The sequence below is a fragment of the Streptomyces prunicolor genome (assembly GCF_045162825.1).
GTDB lineage: Bacteria > Actinomycetota > Actinomycetes > Streptomycetales > Streptomycetaceae > Streptomyces > Streptomyces prunicolor.
Genome location: NZ_CP108676.1, coordinates 8,793,947 through 8,809,247, shown reverse-complemented (window position 1 = coordinate 8,809,247; position 15,301 = coordinate 8,793,947). Strand labels below are relative to the sequence as shown.

18 protein-coding genes and 1 pseudogene are annotated in these 15,301 nt (G+C 68.1%); 11 read left to right on the top strand and 8 right to left on the bottom strand.

What is annotated here, in order from left to right; all coding sequences use genetic code 11:
• Nucleotides 1–10: 10 nt before the first annotated feature.
• Nucleotides 11–289: a tyrosine-type recombinase/integrase gene (locus tag OG588_RS40085; RefSeq protein WP_405951516.1), complete on the bottom strand. Its 279-nt coding sequence runs from the start codon at nt 287–289 to the stop codon at nt 11–13.
• Nucleotides 290–522: 233 nt separating this feature from the next.
• Here OG588_RS40085 and OG588_RS40080 point away from each other — a divergent pair, with 233 nt between their 5' ends.
• Nucleotides 523–858 carry a hypothetical protein gene (locus tag OG588_RS40080; protein WP_405951515.1) on the top strand — a complete coding sequence of 112 codons (336 nt, stop codon included), beginning with the start codon at nt 523–525 and terminating at the stop codon, nt 856–858.
• 425 nt (nt 859–1,283) lie between these two features.
• Here OG588_RS40080 and OG588_RS40075 read toward each other — a convergent pair whose 3' ends face one another.
• Both OG588_RS40075 and OG588_RS40070 read right to left on the bottom strand, forming a co-directional pair.
• Nucleotides 1,284–1,607 carry a helix-turn-helix transcriptional regulator gene (locus OG588_RS40075; RefSeq protein ID WP_405951514.1) on the bottom strand — a complete coding sequence of 108 codons (324 nt, stop codon included), beginning with the start codon at nt 1,605–1,607 and terminating at the stop codon, nt 1,284–1,286.
• A gap of 233 nt (nt 1,608–1,840) precedes the next feature.
• Nucleotides 1,841–2,098 carry a helix-turn-helix domain-containing protein gene (locus OG588_RS40070; protein ID WP_405951513.1) on the bottom strand — a complete coding sequence of 86 codons (258 nt, stop codon included), beginning with the start codon at nt 2,096–2,098 and terminating at the stop codon, nt 1,841–1,843.
• 511 nt (nt 2,099–2,609) lie between these two features.
• On the opposite strand from OG588_RS40070, the gene OG588_RS40065 reads away from it, so the two are divergent.
• From OG588_RS40065 to OG588_RS40045, 5 genes are all read left to right on the top strand, one after another.
• The gene (locus OG588_RS40065) at nt 2,610–3,539 is read left to right on the top strand and encodes a hypothetical protein (RefSeq protein ID WP_405951512.1); all 930 of its coding nucleotides are present in this window, start codon (nt 2,610–2,612) and stop codon (nt 3,537–3,539) included.
• Entirely contained in the window at nt 3,536–4,231 is a 696-nt protein-coding gene (locus tag OG588_RS40060; RefSeq protein WP_405953323.1) for an ATP-binding protein, read from the top strand. The genes OG588_RS40065 and OG588_RS40060 overlap by 4 nt, the downstream gene beginning before the upstream one ends.
• A gap of 92 nt (nt 4,232–4,323) precedes the next feature.
• Nucleotides 4,324–5,571: a hypothetical protein gene (locus tag OG588_RS40055; RefSeq protein ID WP_405951511.1), complete on the top strand. Its 1,248-nt coding sequence runs from the start codon at nt 4,324–4,326 to the stop codon at nt 5,569–5,571.
• 238 nt (nt 5,572–5,809) lie between these two features.
• Nucleotides 5,810–6,229 carry a mobilization protein gene (locus tag OG588_RS40050; RefSeq protein ID WP_405951510.1) on the top strand — a complete coding sequence of 140 codons (420 nt, stop codon included), beginning with the start codon at nt 5,810–5,812 and terminating at the stop codon, nt 6,227–6,229.
• Nucleotides 6,226–7,926, top strand: coding sequence for a relaxase/mobilization nuclease domain-containing protein (locus OG588_RS40045; protein WP_405951509.1), 1,701 nt, complete (start codon nt 6,226–6,228; stop codon nt 7,924–7,926). Before OG588_RS40050 ends, OG588_RS40045 begins: the two co-directional genes overlap by 4 nt.
• Nucleotides 7,927–7,985: 59 nt before the next feature.
• On the opposite strand, the pseudogene OG588_RS40040 reads toward OG588_RS40045, so the two are convergent.
• Nucleotides 7,986–8,249: pseudogene (locus OG588_RS40040) on the bottom strand (hypothetical protein); the annotation flags it as partial.
• 125 nt (nt 8,250–8,374) lie between these two features.
• Here OG588_RS40040 and OG588_RS40035 point away from each other — a divergent pair.
• Nucleotides 8,375–9,658 (top strand): hypothetical protein, encoded by a 1,284-nt coding sequence (locus tag OG588_RS40035; RefSeq protein WP_405951508.1) that lies wholly within the window; start codon nt 8,375–8,377, stop codon nt 9,656–9,658.
• A 29-nt stretch (nt 9,659–9,687) separates the two neighbouring features.
• On the opposite strand, the gene OG588_RS40030 is transcribed toward OG588_RS40035, so the two are convergent.
• From OG588_RS40030 to OG588_RS40015, 4 genes are all read right to left on the bottom strand, one after another.
• Entirely contained in the window at nt 9,688–10,089 is a 402-nt protein-coding gene (locus OG588_RS40030) for a hypothetical protein (protein ID WP_405951507.1), read from the bottom strand.
• 184 nt (nt 10,090–10,273) lie between these two features.
• Nucleotides 10,274–10,810 carry a hypothetical protein gene (locus OG588_RS40025; protein WP_405951506.1) on the bottom strand — a complete coding sequence of 179 codons (537 nt, stop codon included), beginning with the start codon at nt 10,808–10,810 and terminating at the stop codon, nt 10,274–10,276.
• Between the two features lie 23 nt (nt 10,811–10,833).
• Nucleotides 10,834–11,580 (bottom strand): DUF317 domain-containing protein, encoded by a 747-nt coding sequence (locus tag OG588_RS40020; protein WP_405953322.1) that lies wholly within the window; start codon nt 11,578–11,580, stop codon nt 10,834–10,836.
• Nucleotides 11,581–11,828: 248 nt separating this feature from the next.
• On the bottom strand, nt 11,829–12,734 hold the full coding sequence (locus OG588_RS40015; protein ID WP_405951505.1) for a S41 family peptidase: 906 nt from the start codon (nt 12,732–12,734) through the stop codon (nt 11,829–11,831).
• Nucleotides 12,735–12,791: 57 nt separating this feature from the next.
• On the opposite strand from OG588_RS40015, the gene OG588_RS40010 reads away from it, so the two are divergent.
• From OG588_RS40010 to OG588_RS39995, 4 genes are all read left to right on the top strand, one after another.
• A complete protein-coding gene (locus OG588_RS40010; RefSeq protein WP_405951504.1) occupies nt 12,792–13,334 on the top strand; it encodes an ArsR/SmtB family transcription factor in 543 nt (180 codons plus the stop codon).
• Between the two features lie 322 nt (nt 13,335–13,656).
• The gene (locus OG588_RS40005; RefSeq protein ID WP_067022411.1) at nt 13,657–13,887 is read left to right on the top strand and encodes a hypothetical protein; all 231 of its coding nucleotides are present in this window, start codon (nt 13,657–13,659) and stop codon (nt 13,885–13,887) included.
• Nucleotides 13,865–14,386, top strand: coding sequence for a DUF6879 family protein (locus OG588_RS40000; protein ID WP_405951503.1), 522 nt, complete (start codon nt 13,865–13,867; stop codon nt 14,384–14,386). Before OG588_RS40005 ends, OG588_RS40000 begins: the two co-directional genes overlap by 23 nt.
• A 27-nt stretch (nt 14,387–14,413) precedes the next feature.
• The gene (locus tag OG588_RS39995) at nt 14,414–15,259 is read left to right on the top strand and encodes a helix-turn-helix domain-containing protein (protein ID WP_405953321.1); all 846 of its coding nucleotides are present in this window, start codon (nt 14,414–14,416) and stop codon (nt 15,257–15,259) included.
• The last annotated feature ends 42 nt before the right edge of the window (nt 15,260–15,301 follow it).

Here is a 15,301-nt window from a genome sequence, read left to right as displayed (position 1 = left end):
GAGCGTACGACTACGCGGCCAGTGCAGGCTGGCCGATCAGGGCGTCGATGGCGCCTCGCCCCTTGCCGCCGGCCTCCGGCATGAAGTGGGCGTAGTAGTCCAGGGTGATCGTCGGGCTCGAATGGCCGAGCCAGCGGGCCAGGGTGACGACGGACTCGCCCGCTTCGAGGATGACCGAGGCGTATGTGTGCCGGAGCACGTGGAAACCGTCCTTGCGCGACGCCTTCCACCGCTCGCCCTTCTTCTGCCGCATGGGGATGACGCCGGCGGCTGCCAGGCCGGCTTCCACACCTCGACGTTGAAGATGTTCGCGCGAAGGGCGTTGCCGTACGTCGTGGTGATGACGAGCGGGAACTTCTTCGTCTCCCGTTCGGGCTCCGGGCCGCCCCATGGCAGCTCTAACTCGACCGCCGGGTACTCCATGAAGTACTGAGCCAGCGCCGCGGCGACCGACGGAGGTATGTCGACGACGCGGGTCTTGCCACCCTTCGGCAAGGTGAAGTACAGCCGCCCGCCGAGGAGTTGGACCTGCCGGCGGACACGCAGAACTCCACGAGCGAAGTCGACATCCTCCGGCGACAACCCGAAGACCTCACCCTGCCGCAGCCCGCAGCCCAGCGCGAGCACGACTGCGATGCGGTAGCGCGCGTTGATCGCGTCCCGTACGCGCTGCGCGGTCTCCAGGGGCCAGGCTTCCCTCTGATCCTCCGGCGCCTTGGGCCACCGAACGGACTTGGCCCGCATCGGATTGCGCACCAGACGCTTGTCGTCGATGCGGTCTCGAAGATGTTCGAGAGCGAGCCGAGGATCTGCCGGGCGTATCGCGGTGACAGTTCGCTTTCCAGCGTGGCGATGTAGCCACGCAGTACCGCCGGGCTGATGTCCCGCAGGGCGACGATGCCCAGTTGAGGCTGGATGTGGAGGCGGACGCGTTCGTCGATGCGTTTGACCGTGCCGGGCGCACCGCGAACTCCCGTCTGCCAGAAGCGTGTTACGTGGTCGTCCAGCGTGATGGAGCCGTCGCGGGGATCGACGAACTCGCCGCGTTCGCTGTCGGTGCCGGCCCTGCGCAGCCATGCCTTGGCGTCTTCGAGCACGTCGAACGACTTGTCCCGGACACCGGGGATGCCGGCGACTCGGTACCGGGAGCCCTTGCCGTAGCGGGCGGTGCGTTCCCGCTTGCCGGTGTCGGGGTCTTTCTTCTTCTTGATCCAACGGTCTTCTATGTAGCCGGCCAAATATTTCCCTGGATGGCAGGTTGCGTGCGGTGGGAGTCAACCGGGTCAGGCGCCCGTGGCATAGTCCGAGCGTCTCTGCGGTACGGCGCCCAATGGGCTCAGGGTCGTATTGGAACGCGAGTCGGCCTGCTCCTGTTCGCGGATCCAGGCGTCGAGCGCTTCTATCCGATAAATGACGCGACCACGCGGCCCCATCCGCAAACTGGGCGGGCCGCTTCGGCGATGCCGCCAGACATAGAGGGTGTGCGGGGACAGGTCGAGGTATTCGGCGGCTTCTTTCACGCTCAGGAATGCCTGGCGCGTTGTGGGGGTGGCATCCGGAACTTGGATAGAACGCGGCTTCGGAGCAGAAGGCAGACGTGCAGGCATGGTTGGCCTCCGTGGGGGTGGCGGGGGGTTGGGTTGCTCTGCCAGGCGGCGCGACATTAGAAAGGGACGCTCCCTGCCGAGCGCGGTCGGCGAACACCATCAATGGTGCGGAGGTTCCCCGGTTTCGGTAACCGGGGATCTCGTGCTATATGCCCCAGCGAGTACGAGCCGTACGGCCCGGGGCAAGCACTCACCGACGGTCCCCGGACTGTGAATCCAGCTCCGGGGGCAGGTCAGACGAGTGTGGGGTCTCCGAGGAGTACTGGGGGTGCGACGTGCAGTGCCTCAGCGAGAGCCACGAGGTCGTCGATGTCGCACCGGCGCTGAACGCGTTCGATGCGAGACAGCATGGTGTTGGACATGGGGTGGCCAAGTACGGTGACGTGGCGGGCAAGTTGGCGTTGCGACAAGCCGCTTTCGGTGCGGAGGATTTCGATGGTGCGGTCCGCCCGTATTCCTGCGGGGCCGATTTCCAATGAGCGTGCGGGCATGGCTCCAGTTGTAGCGTCCATTCGCCGGTTTGGTTAACCGGCGATCGTGGTCTATGTTCCCCCGCGTTGTCCGCATGCGGAGCGGTTCCCCGCGCTGACATGACCCGAGAGCCGCCGCGCTGATCGCCGCTCAGTGACTGCTGCGACATGGGGTGTTGTGTTGTAGCTTGCCCGTCTCCGACACGTCAACGGCTTCCCGATGTGATGCTTCTGGCTCGGAAACCGGCACAACTATTTGGTCAACCGGCGATCGTGCCTTACCGTTTTTCCACCGCCCTCTACCGCTTGCTTTTACGGCTGCCTTTCTGCCGTAAGAGATTGCGCGGGATGGGGCTGGACTTGCGCGACCTGGGTGTGGCTATGTTGACGACACCCCCGGAAAGCGCGAGCGGCCATCAACGCGCCCCGTGCCGCCGACAGGCCAACTCCCCCACCCCGTACGCCCGTACCGCCCATCGACGGTGAGCCGTGGGCACCTGCCCACCTGCAACCGAGTGAGGACCCGTCCCTCTTGGCACGAATCCGCACCATCAAGCCCGAAGCCTTCGTCTCCGAGTCCCTGGCCGTCGTCTCGCTGACCGCCGAGCGCGCCTTCTTCGGCCTGCTCACCCAGGCCGACGACCAGGGCCGCCATCGCGACCACGCCGCGATCATCGCCGGGCAGCTGTGGGTGCTGCGCCCCGACCACACTCCCTCCGATGTCGAGACGGACCTCGCGCAGCTCGCCGACGCCGGTCTGATCTGCCGTTACACGGGCCCGGACGACAAGCGGTATCTGCACGTCGTCACATGGCACCGGAACCAGAAGATCAACCGGCCGAGCATGAGCCGTCTGCCCGATTGCCCTCGCCATAACGGCCCTTCTCGGACCCGGCCGATCATCGCCGCACCGGTGACGGAGGCAAGCGTCACGGAGTCCGCACCTTCTCCTCCCGGAACCCTCCGTGAGCTCTCCCGCAAAGCGCGCGAGCCTGCACCGCACTCGGCCCCTGATAACGAAACCGCAGGTCAGACGGATTTCACGGAGCGCTCCGTGAAGGATTCGGGACCCCTCCCTGCATCGGCGGTGACACCTCATCGTCCGGATCTAGGACCTAGGACCGTGGATCTAGGAAGTAACCCTTCGGGGGTCGCAAGCGCCCCCGCGCCCGACACCGTCTCGGCCAAGGATCTCCTTGGCGAGTACGTGGCCGCGTGCAACCACCGCCCGCCGGACGACGTCCTGAAGCGTCTCGGCCAGCAGGTGCGGAAGCTGCTCGACGAGGGCATCGCCCCCAGCCACCTCCGGGCCGCACTGGAACGCCACCGGGTCAAGGGCCTGTCCCCGAGCGTCCTGCCGAGTCTCGTCCACGAGGTCATGAACGCCGCGCCCATGCCCGCCACCCACAGGGCATGGACGAACCCCGCCGATATCAATGCCGCCTACGGAGGTGACCTCTGAGCGCCACTCTCACCCGCGAGCCCCACCGGGTCGGCCCGATCGCCGACCGGCTCAACGGCATCCTGGCCACTCGCGGCATCGACCCTGCGGTCACGGCCCAGGAACCACCGGCCGAGCCGGTCACCGCCCTGGAGCTTGCGGACGCCCGCATCCCCGCCCGCTACCGCCGCGCCCTGGCCGACCACCCTCAGATCACCGCCTGGGCCGACCGGATCGCCGGGGCAGGACGCCCCGGACCTGGCGGACCAGGCATCGCCGAGGGTCCGTCGCTGGTGATCGTCGGCCCCACCGGAACCGGCAAGACCCACCAGGGATACGGCGCCGTCCGCGCCCTCCTCACCCGAGGTGTCCGCCTGTGCTGGGAAGCCACCACCAGCGCCGACCTGCACGCACGGCTCCGCCCCCGGGCCGGCCACGACGGCGAACGGGAGCTGCAGACGCTGGCCCGCTGCCCACTGCTGCTCCTGGACGACCTCGGCGCGGCCAAAACCAGCGAGTGGACCGAGGAGTTGACCTACCGGCTCATCAACCACCGGTACGAGCACATGCTCCCCACCCTCATCACCACGAACCTGCCGATCCCCGAGCTGCGCACCGCGCTCGGCGACCGCGTCGCCTCCCGCCTCGCCGAGATGACCGAACGCGTCATTCTCACCGAGCCCGACCGACGCCGTACCGCGCCCGCCACCTGACGACAGCCGCGCGTCTCCCTCCTCGCCCCCACCTCACCCCACCCACGCCAGAGGCATGCCCTCGCTCGCGTGGGCCCCTGGAGAGCCTCTGCATGCCCCCTGGCACCACCGCCCTCACCAGCGCCATACCCGCCCCGCCGCACTGGATCCCTGCGCCTGTGGCCATCGCGGTCCTGGCCGCCGTCGCCCTGTCCGCCGCATGGCCGCTACGGCGGCACTTTCGGAAGCCGAGCGCTGGACAGCGCCGTAGCACCGCCGCGGTTCGGGTCGCCGCCGTCGCCGCGATCGGCTGCACCGCATACAGCGCGGACACCAGCTGGCGCTTCGCCGCCGACTACCTCGACATGGGCAGCACCATCGAACGGGCGGCGATGTTCGCCGCCGCCGAACTCGCCCTGTTCTCCACCGCCCTGCTCGCCCGGGCGAACCTCAACGGCCCGAAGCAGGCACCCGGTCTGCCCGGCACCCTCACCTGGGTGATCACCGGCGTGCAGATCGTGCCCGCCTACGCCGAGTCCGGGCTGGTCGGCGGAACCGTGCGGGCCTTCGTCGGCCCGGTCCTGGCGGCCCTACTGTGGCACCTGGCCATGGGCATCGAGCTGCGCCACTGCACCCCGGACGCCGACTCCCGCAGCCTGACCGCCGTCCTCGCCCGACAGGCACGCGAACGCCTGCTGGCCCGCCTCGGGATCGCCGACCAGGACGCGGACTTCGCCCGGATCATCCGCGAACGCGCCCTCGATCAAGCCGTCACCCTCATCCTCCGAGCAGAGACGATGACGCCCAAGCAGCGCGCCAAGCGGCGAGGCCGGCGCCTGCATCAGGCCCTGGAACAGGCCGATGTCGACCGCGACGAGCGCCAGGACGAGCTGCTGCTGCGCAAACTCGCCACCCGCCAACAGGCCCTCGCTCTGGCCTCCGTCCCACTGCCCGCCCGTTGGCCCGGCCCGGCCGTGGGTTCGATGGGCGGCTCAGTAGCCGCCCGCCCGAGAGCAACCCGGGCGATGATGCCACCGACCCGGCCGCCCGCCCCAAGCCCGAAACCCGCCCGCACCACTACAAGCACGGAGTCGATTCCGGGCAAGAAGTCACCGGATGGTGATCCGGGCAAGACCGCGCGGGCGAAACCAGCCCCCTCGGGTCCCAGACCACGCGCGACCCGGGACGTCCTCACGGAATACGCCCATCGCATGCTCGGCGAGACCGGACGTCTCTCCCGCGACCTGCTGGAGAACACCGTGCGCGAGGACGGCTACAGCGTCGCCAGCGACAAGGCCGGAGAGGTCGTCCGGACCATCAAGGCTGAGCTGAAGGCCGCTCGTGCTGGCCATCCCCACTGAAACCGCTCCCACCACAGCACCCAAGGAAGATCGCTCAATGCCCGACTCGAACCACGAACTGCCCACCAGTCAAAGGGAGATGACCACCTCAGCCCCATCGGGAGCAAGTTGGAGGTTCGGACACTCCCCCGCAGGGGGAGCGTCCGAACCCGCCCCCGCCCCAGGGGTGGCGGGGTCCGTCCGGCGCCCGGGGGCGCCGGACGGGAAGGCTGCGACCGAGGGCGGACCGCAGCCGAGCATGGCCAGCCGCAAGGGCAAGGCCAGGAGGGGGAAGTCGCGCCCGCGCGACAGGAAGCAGCGCCCCGCTCACAGCGTCCGCCTCAACGAACAGGAACTCTCCATCATCCAGTCCGGCGCCAACCACGTCGGCATGAGCGTGGCCGGATTCCTCGCCCACTCCGCCCTGGCCGCCGCCCGCGACCAGTCCCGCACCGCAGCAGCCATCGCCACCGAACGGGACATCCTCACCGCCCTCTTCGGCGTACGCCGACAGCTCGGCTGGGCCGGCAGCAACGTCAACCAGGCCGCCAAGGTTCTCAACTCCGGTGCCGACGCGCCCCACTTCGCCTCCGCGCTCGCCGATCTCCAACGCGCCGCACAGGCCGTCCAGCGGGCGGCCGACAGGATCACCAACCGACAGGAGGAACAGGCGGCTTGATCCCCCGTATCCACCGGCAGGGCAGCAAGACTCTCGGGCTCCTCAACTACCTCTACGGCGAAGGCACCCACGAGGAACACATCGACCCACACCTGGTCGCTTCCTTCGACGGCATGGCCCCCGACCCCGGCCGCGCCCCCTCGGTGACGAGGGAGGACCTCCAGCACATCCTCGACCAGCCCCTGGCTCTCCTCGACGCGGACCAACGTCCCGACGAGCACGTCTGGCACTGCTCGGTGCGCGCCGCGCCCGACGACCCGATCCTCAGCGACGAGCAGTGGGGCGACATCGCCCGCCGCGTGGTCGCCGCCACCGGCATCGACCCAGGCGACGGCGCCGGCTGCCGCTGGGCCGCCGTCCGCCACGCTGACGACCACATCCACATCATCGCCACCCTCGTCCGCGAAGACGGCCGCCGCCCCGACCACCACCGCTCCGGCAAGCGCGCCCAGGCCGAATGCCGCCTCATCGAAAGGGAGTTGGGCCTGCACCAGGTCGCGCCCGGTGACGGCACCGCCGCCAAGCGGACCACCAGCGCCGAACGCCACAAGGCCGAACGCGAGGGCAGGCAGCAACCGGCACGCGACGAACTGCGCGAGACCGTACGGCGGGCAGTGGCAGGAGCCACGAGCGAGGAGGAGTTCTTCGACCGGCTCGCTGCCGCCGGCCTGCTGGTCCGCAAGCGCGCCGCACCCGCCGGCGACCTGCTCGGGTACAAAGTAGCCCTCCTGGACAACCGCAACGGCGACAAGGAACCCGTGTACTACGCGGGCTCCACGCTCGCCCCAGACCTGTCCCTGCCCCGTATCCGCAAGCGCTGGGCCGGGGACGCCGCCCATGGGCAGAACACGGGCCCGGCATTAAGCAGTCCGGCCGCCGCGCGCCGCCGAGCAGCCACCGCGGCGTGGCAGGCGGTGCTGGTCATCGACAACGGTGAAGACGGACAAGTGGCCGCGCACATCTCGGCAGCCGGGGAGGTCCTGGACGCGCTCGCCAAGACCTCTGCCGCCCACACCCGCACCGAACTGCGTCAGGCCGCCGCCGTATTCGAGCGAGCCACCCGCTCCCACGTAAAAGCCGAACACGAGCACGACCGTGTCCTGCGCCAGGCCGCCCGCGATCTCGTCTACAGCGGGCCAGCGCTCGGTCGCGGGGAGGACGGTGCCACCACCGCGATGGCGATCGACATGCTGTTCTTCCTCGTCACCGCCACCGCCCACTGGCACGCCAAGAAGGAACACGCCCAGCAAGCCGCCGCAGCCCGCGAGGCCGCCGAGCACCTCCGCAACGCCTACCGGGCCGCCGCCGACGCCCCGTTGAGCGTGCTGTACCAGCGAGGTCTGCGCCTGCCCCAGCCCCTGCGCCAGAAGCAGGCCGCCCATCTACGGGCGGCCGTGCCCGAACTAGCCGAGCAGATCCTGGTGGAGCCGGGCTGGCACGCCCTGGCAGCCACCCTCGCCGACGCCGAGACCGCCGGCCACAACCCGGCCAGGCTGCTGGCGGAAGCTGCCGGACGACGGGAGTTGGGCACCGCTGACTCAATCAGCGACGTGCTGGTGTGGCGGCTTCGCCGCATGGCCGACCTGCCCGCCGACGCCACCACAATGCCCAATCACTCCGCCAGTGCGGCCAAGCGAAGGGGGCGCCCGGCGTCGCCCACCCCGAGTCGGGACAACCGGCCCCGCCAGACACGGTGATTCAGCACATACGCCGGTGCCCTCTGCCAGGAGGCAGAGGGCACCGGAAAGCCGAGCAGTCAGGAGGCGGCCTGGACCTTGGCAACCGCCTTCTCCAGGTTGGCGTCCACAAGTCCCGACGAGCCGGAGACGATCACCAACACGTTGCCTATACGGATCGCCGTCTGCTTGACGACGGCACGTTGCCCTCCGAGGGAGTAGGCGAGCAGTTGACTCCACTGCTCGTCCCCCAGATCAGGCGCGGCCGTCTTCTGCGTACTCATGTCGATGACGGTGCTGCCCGACACCACCTGGTACGTGGGGCAGGAGACCATCGCGTCGAAGGTCTGCCAACCCCGGGGAAGCGATGACACACCCATCATGACAGGTCAGAGGGTGTTTGCGTAGGACGAACGGCACAGGCCACCAGGCTTGTTCGGCCCTCGCCGAGACACCCAGAATCTCCGCTATGAATCACTCGGGGAAAGTCGATCAGGACGACATCTTGCGGGCACGGAACATACTGCTCGCGTCGGGACGCCGCACTCCACGCGAGGAAGTCGACGCCTATCGGGTACTCGCCCAGGTCAGCCCCGCCGCCTACCTGCCCCGCCTGTCCAGAGCCCTGCAACGCCTGAGCTACGACACCAGCTCCGGCAAACGGCATCCAGCCTGTCTCGCGCTGCGCGAGGAGGCGGTGGCCGCGGCACGGGCCATCGATCCGGGCGAACCTGCCCGTGCGGATCTTCTGTACGAGGCACTCGACACCTGCCAGAGGGAGCTGTACACCCTGGGCCGGCGCGCCGAAGGGCTCGCCATGCGCGCCGAGATGCTCGCCATCGGCCGAGCGCAGGCCGAACTATCCGGAAACCCTGCGGTCACGGGGCTGAGTAACTGGGCTGCCGGTCTCTCCGAGGAAGGCCGATATGCCGAAGCTGCCGATGCCCTGACCGAGTGGGTCGCGGCGATCCTGCCCAACGGGCCCGGTGAGGGGGCGCTCGCCTGGTCACTCCTGGAGTGGATCGCCGCGCTCCATGACGCCGGCCGGTTCGGCGAAGCACTCGCCGCGTTCGAGACACTCGTCAGCATGCAAGCGGTCGAGGCCGCGAACGACCGCAGCTCGATCGCCTGCCATCTCTACTCGCTGATCGGGTACGCACAGATGCTCGACGCCTGCGGCCGAGGCGAGCAGGCGGCCGCCGTACGCCAAGAGGCACTCGCCTTGCTGACGGAGTTGGCCGCCACCGGTGAGCGCAGGTCCGGGAGCGGCTACCAGGCGTCCTATTGGGCGGTGCTGCTTTCCTTCTCCGGCGCCGACAGCGAGCGGCCGACGTCCGGTGGACCACGTCCGCCTTCGGGGGCGACGCCCATGCGGTGGTCCGCCGATGCCAAGCAGCGCTACTTCGACAGCCGTATCGCTCTGCGTGAGGAGGTCGACACCCTTGCTCCGCGAGCCACCGAAGATCCGGACCAGCACCTGGCCGAACTGGTCCGGCTGCACCGGGTCCTCACCGTCCGCTCCGCCGTCTACTGGGAGGACCGCACCCATCTGTTCCCGGAGCGCGTGCGCCCCCTGTTCGATGACGGAGTGGGCCTGGCCTGCCAGCTGACCCAGCACAACCCGGCAGTCGGAACCCCAACACTGGCCAAGATCCTGATAGACCGATCGACGTTCCACACCGCCGCCCGCGAGTACGGGTCCGCCCTCGATGACTTCCGCCGAGCCCTGAGCTACCTGGGGGAGGCCAACTAACGCGGGCCATCCGACGTCCGCATCAGGACTCATACACACGAACAGCTCGCGCCAGGTCGAGGAAGACCAACCACCATTCCGCGACATCCAATGGCCGGGGCTACCAATACGATGCCCTTCGACAGTTTCGCGGCGCTGTCGCTGTACAGCTCCTCGGACACCTCGGAGCCGCCACCACCGGCGTAGACGAAGGACGCCCTCGTCTTTCGGAAGAAGTCGAGGCCGGCACCGGTCGCCGCGGCGGCGCCGAGCCTCTCCAGCGCCGGGCAGCCGATCACGGCTACGTCGTCCTGCGTTGCGCGGCGCGGCGGCGTGCGGGTGTAGCCCTCGCCCAAGTCACCCTTGTTCAGGAGCCGCTTGGTCAGAGCGGCTGAGGACAACAGCACTGATGACGAGGCGTTCCCGGACAGCGCGGTCGCAGAGGACGCCACGTGGTTGGAAGGGGCACCACTGGTCGAGCAGCCCGCAACGGGAAGACAGCGAGGGCGCTCAGGAAGAGGACGGTCGTGACGTGAAAGCGCATGTGAACCCCTAAGTGGCCTACGGAAAGGACGGGTTGACCAGGCCGGTCCTCCGGGCACCGGCAGCGACAAGGGGCAAAGGGGTTTCGGAGTTTCAGTGGCCGAGGTGACGCAGACCCTCTTCGAGCGTGGGGTGGAACCGGTCGACCGGACCGGAGTTGCGGTTGTACCAAGCCGTGTCCAGACCCAACTCCTTGATCTCGTGGCCGGCCCGGCAGCGCAACCACACCGAGTCGTCACGAAGGCACAAGACGATCCAATCCCGGTACGAGCCGCACCCCGGGCATGTACGGACCTCGCCGTCGACGACGAGCGGCTGCACCCAACGCATCATCAGCCCGGCCACTTCCTGACGCGAAGGAACCCGCAGGTCCGGCGGCAGGAAGTCACCCACCACCGATTCCTCCGCAGCCCGAGCGGGTGCAGTCGGATCGGGGAAATCTGGCGACTGCTTGGTCTGCAACTGCAACAACAGCGCGTGGCCCGCACGTTGAGCTTCACGAAATGCCCGGTCCTCGCGAGCGCGTCGAAAAAACAAGATCTTCTTCCTTCCTATCGGCTGGGGGGCACAGAGGCCATGCCTCACATGTACGACCGGCACCTTGCGGAAATGAGTGACGAGCAGCACCACGCAGACGCCCAGCACTTGGCGCGTCAGCGACGACGGATGGTCAGCCGACCCTCGGCGCTCTTGGGCAACACCCGGCGCGGCACCGGGACCGACGAGGCGAGCGAGGAGGCGAAAACGGCAACCAGGTCATGCGGGACGCTGGCACTGAAACTGGCGCACCACAGGTACGGGACGCCAAGAACGGGCTCTGCCCACGCCTGCCAACCAAGCAGATCAGGGCGTGGGTCGGCGTCCTGGATGAACGGCGGCACTGGTTCCAGGGAGACGCTGGAGGAGAGTCCGGGATCCGTGGCGGTGGTGCGAGGTCGATCCACATCGCGGACCCAGCCTTGGGCGCTGAGCGCGTCGATCACCACCTTGGCCCCGTCGAACGCGACGCCGGGCGCCTCACGGGCGTCGATCGCCACGAGGAGATCAGCCAGTGCCTCGTACGGAACGCCCTCGGTGAAGTACGCGTTCCACTCCGCCATCGCGGAGTCGGCATGCGGACGGACACTCAATTGCCAAGCAACAGAAAGCCCGCCCAACTTGAACGGATAGGCGGCGAGGACCCACTCCGCACCGCGCAGCCCGTCCGGGCTCACGTACAACAGGGTGTCGCGGGCAGTGGGCCACATACGCCAGCCAAGGTCGGCAAGGGTGTCGCCGATCCGCTCGGCGAGCACGCCGTCGTCACCGGCCAAGTGGCGCGGGGTGACCCAGTAGACCGGATCTGGCGAGTCTCGATGGGATGGTTCGTTGGGATGGTGCGGGAGCAGGGGCGCCTCCATGGCCATGGGCTCAGAACGGCTCTCCAAGCAGGGTGTTGTACGTTGACGTGCTCTGCTGCAGGACACCAGTCCCTTCGGGATCTTCCCTGTCTGCCTCTGGCGAACTGGTGTCCTCTGCCATCCGATCAAGGCGGTTGACCGCGGACCCGGCCGTTTCGGGGTGAGCACGTTGGGGCCTCCGTCGCCGAGGCCGGCCACCGATGTGTACAAGGGCTCTGCGCGCAGTGCTGTCGATGAGCTGGACGGGGTCAGCCTGCCAGTCGGGCGAGGGCCAGCGTGTGGGCCTGGGTGAGGGAGTCGGCTGCGACGCAAAGGACGTCCGGTTGTACGCCGGTGCCCTCCCAGTTCGTGCCGGAGACGGGATTGATGGCGCGGCCGACCGGGACGGTGGCTTCCAGGTGGGGGTGGACTGTCCAGCCCTCGCACGGGTGGGCGCCGCCGCGGGTGCGCTCGCCGACGACTACCGCGCGGCCGAGCTGTTGGAGGTCGTAGGCCAGTTCCTCCGCGGCGGAGAAGGTGCTGTCGCTGGACAGCACGTACAGCGGCTTGCTGCCGCCGAAGCGCGCGCCGGGGACGTGCGGGAGGCTCCAGGACTGTTCGGTGCGGTCGCCGGCGCGCCAGTACATGGTGTTGAGGTGGGTGCGCTCGTCGAGTAGGTAGCTGCAGACGAAGGCGACCGTGTCCGGGTCGCCGCCCCGGTTGGCGCGGAGGTCCACGATCAGTGCCTGGGCGCGGGAGGCCAGGGTGAGGGCGGCGCTCAGTGGCTCGGCGGCCCACTCCAGCGGAAACAGCATCGGCGCCAGCTCCAGCACCGCGACTCCGCCGTTGAGCAGCTCCACTCGGGGCGCACCGCCCAGGGATGTGTCGAAGTCGCGGCGGATGGCAGCGAGGTTGGCCGCTCCCTGCTTGAGGGGTACGGGGTTGGCGTGGTGCTTCAGTCTCAGGTGGCGGTCGTTGTTGACGGACTGCAGGTCCGCGGTGACCAGGCGGGCGAGTGCCTCGGCGTCGTCGACGTCGTAGTCGCCTTCGGTGAGGCGTCGGTGCAGCAGGGCGGCTAGCTGCTCGGCTATCTCAGGGAAGACGTAGTGCTCGGTCAGGAGTCGGGCCGTCTCGTCGATGATGGGGGCGGGCTGAAGCTTCGTCAGAGTTGTCATGGGAGGGAGTAGAGCACCGCCCTTGCGAAAGCGTCAACGAGATTAGACACTTTCGGTATGCGTGATCAGCCTTCCCACTCACCGCCTCCTGAGGACGTTCTGGAGATCAGTGCGCCCGAGCAATTCGCGGCGCTCGCGCACCCCTTGCGTCAGCGGCTGCTCTTCGCCCTGGGGCACCGGCCTGCCACCATCAGCCAGCTCGCAGGGCAACTCGACGCGAAGAAGGGCAACGTGGCCCATCACGTCAAGGTGCTCCGCGAAGCCGGGCTGATCCACGTCGCCGAGACCCGCCAGGTCCGCGGCGGCACCGAGCAGTACTACCAGCGCACGGCCCGCCGCATGCTCGTCGCCGAACCCCAGGCGGCAGGCACCGCCGCGATGTTCGCCGCCATCGCCCAGGAGCTGGACCTCTCTCCCACCGAACACCACCTGACACTGCGCCACCTGCGGCTCAGCCCCGCGAAGGCAAGAGAACTCGGCGAGACACTCGCCAAACTGGTCGACGAGGCGGAGGAAGATGCAGAGGACCAGCCCCTGCACGGTGTGTTGGTGGCGCTGTATCAGCAGGCTCCGCCAACCAGCACCACCAGTTCCGCCTAGCCGTACCACCCTCACGAGACAGCACACGTAGACCACTCGCGACGAGCCGGATCCATTGGCATCCAACCCAGTCGCCCCAGATCAGCACGCTGCACACGACTATCTTCGATGTCGAAGGAGAACTGGCGACTCAGGGCCGACAGCAATCGGATCCGGCCATCCCTGAGGGCTGCGGCGGGCCCACTGCTCGTCGCCCCAACCCCGGCCGCGTAAGGTCAACTTCCATGCGTATCTGGCAAGTTTCGGCAAGTTCCTAGCTCCACGGCACAGCCACGGGCAAGCTCTGGCACAGAGTTCGTTACCGGCATCCGAGGAGGACATCATGGCCCTGCGTAAGCTCGGTAAGGACCCGGAGAGTCCCAGTGGCGGCTCCCCCACCATCTACCTCGACGAGGAGAAGGACAGCTACCTCGTGCAGGGGCTGAAGGTGGAGGACATCGAGCGCCTCGGGCAGATGGACATCCCCGGCCATGAGTCGGTGGTGGAGATCCCCCGGCGCATGGTGCAGTTCTTCCTGGAGGTGAAGAAGGTTGACGAGGACCCCGACGTTTGAGGAACTGTTCCGCGACTGCCAGCGGACGGCCCTCCATCTGGAGATGCGCGACGCCTACATGAAGTCGGACCCGGCCTTCATCGACTGGAAAACCGGCATCACACTCGACCCGGCCGCGCGCTGGGGCGACTGGCACGGCATCGTCACAGAGGCCACCTCGCGAGGCGTCGAGATCCGCCGGGCCCGAGTCGTCTCGACTCCTGTCAGCGAGTACATCCGCTTCGAGTACGACGTGACGGACGGACTCAACATCGCCGCCGGCGAAGACGTGCGCTGGCTCTCCCGGCGAAACGCAACAGCCCTCGCGCTCCCGGGCAACGACTTCTGGCTCTTCGACTCCAGCCTTGTCCTCGTCAACCACTTCGACGGCGAAGGCGAGAACATGGAGGTGGAACTCACGGACGACCCGGAGGTGGCGAAGCTCTGCGAGTCGGCCTTCGAGGCCGTGTGGGCGCGGGCAACACGGCACGCGGAGTTCCAGCCGGCCGAGTCGGCCTGATTGCTCGAACAGCACCGTCGCAGCGACATGACATCGCCATCTTCGAGCGTTCAGGAAGCCCGCAGGGCTCTTGGTAAACGCCTGAGCGAAATCCGGCTCGAAGCCGGGCTCACCAAACGCGCGTTGGCCAACAGTCTCGGCTGGCACGAGTCGAAGTGTTCGCGCTTCGAGAGCGGCACACGTCCGCCCTCGGAGCGCGACCTGCGTGCGTGGGCTGCTGCTTGCGGTGCGGAGAGCACAGCCGAGGATCTCATCTCGACGGCCCGTGGCATCGAGGGCATGTACGTCGAGTGGCGCAGGTTGGAGCGCACCGGCCTGAAGCAGGCCCAGGAGTCCGTCCTCCCCCTGTGGGAACGCACCCAGCGCTTCCGCTTCTACTCCCCGTGGCTCATTCCTGGCCCAGTGCAGACGGCCTCGTACATCACCGCGCTACTCACCTCAATTCGCAACCGTCGCGGCCTCATTGATGACGTTCCGGCCGCCGTCAAGGTGCGCGTGGAGAAGCAGCAGATCGTCTACGGCAACCACACGTTCGCGATCCTCCTGGAAGAAGGAGCACTCCGAAAGCGCATCGGCGGGACGGAGGTGATGGCCGGCCAACTCGGCTATCTGCTCAGCGTTATGGCGCTGCCGTCGGTGAGCATCGGCATCATTCCTGAGGACGCCGACCGTTCCGGCCTCTGGCCGGTCGAAGGCTTCTTCCTGTACGACGACCACACGGTCCACGTCGAACTCGTCTCGGCCCATCTCGCCGTCACGCAGAAGCACGAACTTGCCATGTATGCCCAGACGTCCACGGATCTGGCCGAGCTTGCTGTCTACGGCTCGGCGGCGCGCGAAATCATCACGGCGGCCATCGAATCCCTGGGGTGAATGCCGGGCAAGTTCCGGCACACTCGAAGAGCCCCTCCTGTC

Excerpts from the sequence above, each read along its gene's own strand:
- OG588_RS40075 (WP_405951514.1), bottom strand. The coding sequence starts at position 1,607 with ATGCCTGCACGTCTGCCTTCTGCTCCGAAGCCGCGTTCTATCCAAGTT.
- OG588_RS40050 (WP_405951510.1), top strand. The coding sequence starts at position 5,810 with ATGGCCAGCCGCAAGGGCAAGGCCAGGAGGGGGAAGTCGCGCCCGCGC.
- OG588_RS40035 (WP_405951508.1), top strand. The coding sequence starts at position 8,375 with ATGAATCACTCGGGGAAAGTCGATCAGGACGACATCTTGCGGGCACGG.
- OG588_RS39995 (WP_405953321.1), top strand. The coding sequence starts at position 14,414 with ATGACATCGCCATCTTCGAGCGTTCAGGAAGCCCGCAGGGCTCTTGGT.
- OG588_RS40010 (WP_405951504.1), top strand. The coding sequence starts at position 12,792 with ATGCGTGATCAGCCTTCCCACTCACCGCCTCCTGAGGACGTTCTGGAG.
- OG588_RS40070 (WP_405951513.1), bottom strand. The coding sequence starts at position 2,098 with ATGCCCGCACGCTCATTGGAAATCGGCCCCGCAGGAATACGGGCGGAC.
- OG588_RS40055 (WP_405951511.1), top strand. The coding sequence starts at position 4,324 with ATGCCCCCTGGCACCACCGCCCTCACCAGCGCCATACCCGCCCCGCCG.
- OG588_RS40005 (WP_067022411.1), top strand. The coding sequence starts at position 13,657 with ATGGCCCTGCGTAAGCTCGGTAAGGACCCGGAGAGTCCCAGTGGCGGC.
- OG588_RS40015 (WP_405951505.1), bottom strand. The coding sequence starts at position 12,734 with ATGACAACTCTGACGAAGCTTCAGCCCGCCCCCATCATCGACGAGACG.
- OG588_RS40020 (WP_405953322.1), bottom strand. The coding sequence starts at position 11,580 with ATGGAGGCGCCCCTGCTCCCGCACCATCCCAACGAACCATCCCATCGA.